Source organism: Inquilinus sp. YAF38 (assembly GCF_052113205.1).
In the GTDB taxonomy this organism is placed as follows: domain Bacteria; phylum Pseudomonadota; class Alphaproteobacteria; order DSM-16000; family Inquilinaceae; genus Inquilinus.
In genome coordinates, this window is sequence record NZ_JBFRCU010000170.1 from 1 (window position 1) to 5,773 (window position 5,773).

Consider the following 5,773-nt stretch of genomic DNA (forward strand, 5'->3'; position numbering starts at 1 on the left):
GTCCTGCACGGCCCGCGCTTCTTCGAGCAGAAGACCTGCCACCATCGCCCCCRGGTGGCGCAGGCGCCGGGCGCGGAGGAGGCGGGCGAGCTGCTGCGGGCGTTCTTCCGGGCGCGGAGATTAGGGATCGTTACAAAGGGGAGGGGATGGTGAAAGAGCTGAGAATTCCGGATGCGGCCCGGCGGGATCGCAAATCGACCGAGATGCTGCGTGTCTGGATTGCCGAACAGGGGCTGCATTGCGCCTTGAAATTCGGAATCTACGAGGACACCCCTTGGGAGGAGGAGGAAGCCTGGGGCACCATCCTCGCCGACACCGCGCGGCATGTGGTTCGCGCACTCGATCTACACGCGCCGGGACGGCATCCGGATGCCCTGGCAAAGATCCGGGCGAAGTTCCTCGAAGAGCTCGACGATCCGAGCTCGCCGGTCCGCGGCGACTTCGTCCGCTGACTGGCGCCTAAACCTCCGCCTCGCCCTTCAGCACCGGGATGCAGCCGCCGCCGACGGTGGCGCGGATGCCGTCGGCGGCGCGGCGGGCGGCGACGCGCAGCAGGCTCGGGCGGCCCATCTCGACGCCCTGGACGATCTCGGCCTGCCCGGCCTCGGCGCCGGACAGCGACAGCAGCAGTGCGCCCAGGGTGGCGTTGGCGCTGCCGGTCGCCGGGTCCTCATAGGTGCCGGACAAGGGTGCGAACATCCGGGCGCGGATCCGGGCCCCGCCCGGCGCCGCGATGTCCGGTGCCGACGGGTCGCGGGCGTAGAGATGCAGCGACAGCCGTCGCTCCACCTTCGGGAACTGCTCCTGGGTGCGGCGGAAGGCGGCGATGTCCGGGGTGGCGCGGGTCAGCGCCTCGCCTGTCACCTCCACCAGCACGAAGGGGATGCCGACCGAGGCCAGCACCGGCTGGTGCGCCTTGGTGATGATGTCGGCCGGGGCCAGGCCGGCGCAGGCGGCGATCGCCTCGGCCGGCAGCTCCATCAGGGTCGACAGCGGCTGCGGCGCTGCGATCACCGCGCCGGTCACGGCCCCGGCCGCGTCGCGCTCGACCCGCACCTCGACCAGGCCGGACAGCTCCTCGAACAGCAGCACGCCGTCGCGGTCCAGCCCGTGCCGGGCCAGGACGCAGCCGGTGCCGACATTGGGATGGCCGGCGAAGGGCATCTCGTAGGTCCGGTTGAAGATCCGCACCCGCGCCGAATGCGCCGGGTCCTCGGGCGGCAGCACGAAGGTCGTCTCGCTCAGGTTGAACTCGGCCGCCAGCGACTGCATCTCGCCGTCCGACAGGCCGCGCGCATCCGGGAACACCGCCAGCTGGTTGCCGCCGAAGCGGCGGTCGGTAAACACGTCCACGGTCTCGAAGGCGAAGCGGCGCATCATGGCTTCCCGATGGGCTGAAAGGGGCTCGAGTCTTGACAGGACTTTGCCCTTTGGCAAAGTGCCGAAATGTACCCAGCCAATCTCTTCCGCGCCTTGGCCAATGAGCGCCGCCTGCAGATCCTGGACTGGCTGAAGGACCCGCGCGCGCATTTCCCGCCGCAAGCCGATGGCGACCTGGTCGAGGACGGGGTCTGCGGCCTGTTCATCGCCGACAAGCTCGGCATCAGCCAGCCGACGCTGAGCGAGCATATGCGCGTGCTGGTCCAGTCCGGCCTGGTGGTGCCGAAGCGGATCAGGCAATGGACCTTCTACAAGCGCGACGAGGAGCGGATCCGCGCGGCGCGCACGATGGTCGACACCCTCTGAGGCTTTTCGTCGGGCGTTCCCGTGCCTATCTTCCAGCCGACCGACAGGAAGATCCGATGTTCCAGACCGCACGCCCCGATCCCGCTTTGCCGAAGGCCGAGGCCTATCGCGACCTGCTCTCCCAGGCGGAGGGGCTGTTCCAGGGCGAGACCGACGCCATCGCCAACGCCGCCAACCTCTCGGCCCTGATCTACCACGGCCTGCCGGAGCTGAACTGGACCGGGTTCTACCTGCTGAAGGGTGAGGGCGAACTGGTGCTCGGCCCGTTCCAGGGCAAGCCGGCCTGCATCCGCATCCCGCTCGGCCGCGGCGTCTGCGGCACGGCGGCGGAGCGCCGCGAGACGGTGCTGGTGGCGGATGTGCACGCCTTCCCCGGCCACATCGCCTGCGATGCGGCCTCGCGGTCCGAGCTGGTGGTGCCGCTGCTGCGGGACGGGAAGGTGCTGGGCGTGCTCGACCTCGACAGCCCGCTGCCCAACCGCTTCGACGCCGAGGACCAGGCCGGAATCGAGGCCCTGGCCGCGCTGTGGGTCGCCGCCAGCGCCGTCTGACGGTCTCTCAGCCCTTGTTGTCGTAGCGGATCTCGACCACCTCGGCGGTCTCGATCCCGCCGGGGGTGCGGACCTCGACCACATCGCCCTCCTGCGTCCGCATCAAGGCGCGGGCGAGAGGTGAGATCCAGCTGATGTCGCCGGCATCCGCATCGGTCTCGTCGATGCCGACGATGCGCACGGTGCGTTCGCGGTCCTGGCCGTCCACATAGGTCACGGTGGCGCCGAAATAGACCCGGTCGCGGTTGGTCTGGCGCGCCGGGTCGACCACCTCGGCGATCTCCAGCCGCTTGGTCAGGAACCGCACCCGGCGGTCGATCTCGCGCAGCCGCTTCTTGCCGTAGATGTAGTCGCCGTTCTCCGACCGGTCGCCATTGCCGGCGGCCCAGGACACCACCTCGACCACCTTCGGCCGCTCGACCCGCCACAACTGCTTCAGCTCGTCCTGCAGCCGCTGGAAACCCTCGGGCGTGATGTAGTTCTTCGACCCCGCGGGCAAGGGCGCCGGCGCATCGTCCAGCTCCTCCTCGGTGTCGGTCTCTTTGGTGAAGGCCTTGCTCATGGGAATACCATAGCACCGTAGGTTGGGTCCGCCTCAGCGAACCCAACATTTTCTGAGGTCATAGATGTTGGGTTCGCTTGCCGCGAACCCAACCTACGCCCGCGATGTCTCCCTCACTCGGGTTCGTCTGTCCCGGTGATCGAAAGCTCGACGGCGTCTTGCTATCAACGAACAGGCGGGCGCCATCCGAGAACTCGATGAGAACAACGCGCTCATTGGCGCGGCGGACGACCTTTACCGTCTTGTCGATAAGAAGCTCCGTCGCACGCTTAGCTTCTGCTTCGAGATCGCTTGTCATCATTTCACACCGCGATATCCCTGCGGCAGAACCCCTCGGGCCAGTCGATGCGGTCGACCGCCTGGTAGGCGCGGGACCGGGCCTCGGCGATGTCGGCGCCGAGCGCGGTCACTGCCAGCACCCGGCCGCCCTGGGCGGTGACCGTGCCGTCCGCCTCGGCCTTCGTGCCGGCGTGGAACACGATGGTGCCCGGCACCTGCCCGGCCGCTTCGAGCGCCCGGATCGGGCTGCCCTTCCTGTAGCTGCCCGGATAGCCGTTCGCCGCCATCACCACCGTCACCGCCGCCTCCGGCCGCCAGCGCAGGGTCAGGTGGCGCAAGCTCCCATCGGCCGCCGCGATCAGGGCGGTGAGGAGGTCGGAGCTTAGCCGCGGCAGCAGCGTCTCGCATTCCGGGTCGCCGAAGCGGACATTGTGCTCGATCAGCTGCGGCCCGTGCTCGGTCAGCATCAGTCCGGCGAACAGGATGCCGCGGAACGGCGTGCCCTCGGCCTCCATGGCGCGCAACGTCGGCTGCACGATCTCGGCCATGATCCGGGCCTCGAGCTCCGGCGTCGCCAGCGGGTGCGGGGACACCGCGCCCATGCCGCCGGTGTTCGGGCCCTCGTCGTTGTCATAGGCGCGCTTGTGGTCGCGGGCGGTGGCCAGCGGCAGCGCGGTCTCGCCGTCGCACAGAGCGAAGAAGCTCAGCTCCGGCCCGACCAGGCAGTCCTCGACCACGATCGAGGCGCCAGCGGCACCGAAGCCGCCCTCGGTCAGCATGGTGTCGACGGCGGCCTGGGCCTCCTCGACCGTCGCGGCCACCACCACGCCCTTGCCGGCGGCCAGCCCGTCGGCCTTGACCACGATCGGCGCGCCCTCGGCGGCGATATAGGCCTTCGCCTCGGCCGCATCGGTGAAACGGCGGTAGCGCGCGGTCGGGATGTCGTATTTGGCGCAGAGGTCCTTGGTGAAGCCCTTCGACCCCTCCAGCGCCGCGGCTGCGGCGGTCGGCCCGAAGGCCTTGATCCCGGCCGCGGTCAGCCGGTCCACCAGCCCCGCCACCAGCGGCGCCTCGGGCCCGACCACGACGAAGTCGATCGCGTTCTCCTGCGCGAATCTCACCAGCCCGTCGACATCCTCGGCCGCGACCGGCACGCAGGTCGCCTCCTTGGCGATGCCGGCATTGCCGGGCGCGCAGAACAGCGTGGTGCACAGGGGTGAGGCGGCGATCGCCCAGGCCAGGGCATGTTCGCGGCCGCCGCCGCCGACCAGAAGGATGCGCATCGAACTCGTCTCTTCTCCATTGCCCGGCCGGGAAGCGATCGGCGAGAACGAGAACAATCCCCAATCTGTCATGCCCGGGCTTGACCCGGGCATCCAGAGAGCGTCGACACCCTCTGGATTGCCGGGTCAAGCCCGGCAATGACAGGAAAAGAAAAGCTCATTTCCGTTCGACCGATTGCCCAACCGAGCGGGCCTCTTGTGTCGTGCGGAGCGGTTTAGCATGGTGGCCGCAGCATGACCGAGCAAAACGACACCCCCCCGGCCCCCGCGGGCCGCCCCGGCTCCAACCTGCCGGAATTCACCATCGCCGAGCTGACCGGCGCGCTGAAGCGCACCGTCGAGGGCGAATTCGGCATGGTCCGCGTGCGCGCCGAGATCGGCAAGGTCATGGTGCCGCGCTCCGGCCATGTCTACCTGACGCTCAAGGACGACAGCTGCACCCTCGAATCGGTGATCTGGAAGGGCCAGCTGGCGCGGCTGATGGTGCGGCCGGAGCAGGGCATGGAGGTGATCTGCACCGGCCGGCTCACCATCTACGGCTCGCGCTCGCAGTACCAGATGGTGATCGAGCAGATGGAGCTGGCGGGCGAGGGCGCCATCCTCAAGATGCTGGAGGAGCGCCGCCGCCGCCTCGCCGCCGAAGGGCTGTTCGAGGCCGCGCGGAAGCGGGCGCTGCCGTTCCTGCCGCGGGTGATCGGCGTCGTCACCTCGCCGACCGGCGCGGTGATCCGCGACATCCTGCACCGGCTGTCCGACCGCTTCCCGCGCCATGTCCTGGTCTGGCCGGTGGCGGTGCAGGGCGACAGCGCGGCAGGTCAGGTGGCGGCGGCGATCGAAGGCTTCAACGCCCTGCCGCCCGGGGGCCGGGTGCCGCGGCCGGACCTGCTGATCGTCGCCCGCGGCGGCGGCAGCCTGGAAGATTTGATGCCGTTCAACGAGGAGATCGTGGTGCGCGCGGCCGCGGCCAGCGCGATCCCGCTGATCTCCGCCGTCGGGCACGAGACCGACACCACGCTGATCGACTTCGCCTCGGACCGCCGCGCCCCGACCCCGACCGCGGCGGCGGAGATGGCGGTGCCGGTCCGGACCGAGCTGCTGGGCCGGGTGCTGGACTGCTCCCGCCGCCTCGAGGCCGGCACCGCCCGGCTGTTCGGCGAGCACCGCACCCGGCTCGACGCCCTGCGCCGCGGCCTGGGCGACCCGGCCCGGCTGATCGAGACCGCGATGCAGCGGCTGGACGACCGCGGCGAGCGGCTGGACCGCGCCGCCCTTGGCCGGGTCGAACGCTGCCGCGGCTGGCTGGCCGAGCTCGGCGCCCGGCTGCCGCATCCCCGCCGCCAGGTGGCGGAGAC

The 5,773-nt window shown here is 70.1% G+C and carries 8 protein-coding genes; 4 read left to right on the forward strand and 4 right to left on the reverse strand.

The annotated features are described in order from the left end of the window. Positions 1–146 precede the first annotated feature (146 nt). Complete coding sequence (locus AB4Z01_RS35700; RefSeq protein WP_441701536.1) at positions 147–452, forward strand: DUF5076 domain-containing protein; 306 nt, start codon at positions 147–149, stop codon at positions 450–452. A gap of 7 nt (positions 453–459) precedes the next feature. Here the strand turns inward: AB4Z01_RS35700 and AB4Z01_RS35705 are convergent, their stop codons facing one another. Then, positions 460–1,377: a PhzF family phenazine biosynthesis protein gene (locus AB4Z01_RS35705; RefSeq protein ID WP_441701538.1), complete on the reverse strand. Its 918-nt coding sequence runs from the start codon at positions 1,375–1,377 to the stop codon at positions 460–462. A gap of 69 nt (positions 1,378–1,446) precedes the next feature. Here AB4Z01_RS35705 and AB4Z01_RS35710 point away from each other — a divergent pair, with 69 nt between their 5' ends. After that, positions 1,447–1,746, forward strand: coding sequence for an ArsR/SmtB family transcription factor (locus AB4Z01_RS35710; RefSeq protein ID WP_441701540.1), 300 nt, complete (start codon positions 1,447–1,449; stop codon positions 1,744–1,746). 56 nt (positions 1,747–1,802) lie between these two features. Then, positions 1,803–2,297, forward strand: coding sequence for a GAF domain-containing protein (locus AB4Z01_RS35715; protein WP_441701542.1), 495 nt, complete (start codon positions 1,803–1,805; stop codon positions 2,295–2,297). Between the two features lie 7 nt (positions 2,298–2,304). Here AB4Z01_RS35715 and greB read toward each other — a convergent pair whose 3' ends face one another. Genes greB through purD form a run of 3 tightly spaced genes read right to left on the reverse strand, consistent with a single transcriptional unit; the run spans position 2,305 to position 4,421 of the window. Next, positions 2,305–2,859 (reverse strand): transcription elongation factor GreB, encoded by a 555-nt coding sequence (greB, locus tag AB4Z01_RS35720; RefSeq protein ID WP_441701544.1) that lies wholly within the window; start codon positions 2,857–2,859, stop codon positions 2,305–2,307. Between the two features lie 58 nt (positions 2,860–2,917). After that, positions 2,918–3,160 carry a hypothetical protein gene (locus AB4Z01_RS35725; protein WP_441701546.1) on the reverse strand — a complete coding sequence of 81 codons (243 nt, stop codon included), beginning with the start codon at positions 3,158–3,160 and terminating at the stop codon, positions 2,918–2,920. Between the two features lies 1 nt (position 3,161). Further along, on the reverse strand, positions 3,162–4,421 hold the full coding sequence (purD, locus tag AB4Z01_RS35730) for a phosphoribosylamine--glycine ligase (RefSeq protein WP_441701548.1): 1,260 nt from the start codon (positions 4,419–4,421) through the stop codon (positions 3,162–3,164). Between the two features lie 234 nt (positions 4,422–4,655). Between purD and xseA the strand changes: the two genes are divergently transcribed. After that, positions 4,656–5,773 (forward strand): exodeoxyribonuclease VII large subunit (gene xseA, locus AB4Z01_RS35735; protein ID WP_441701550.1); only part of this gene is annotated, 1,118 nt, incomplete at its 3' end.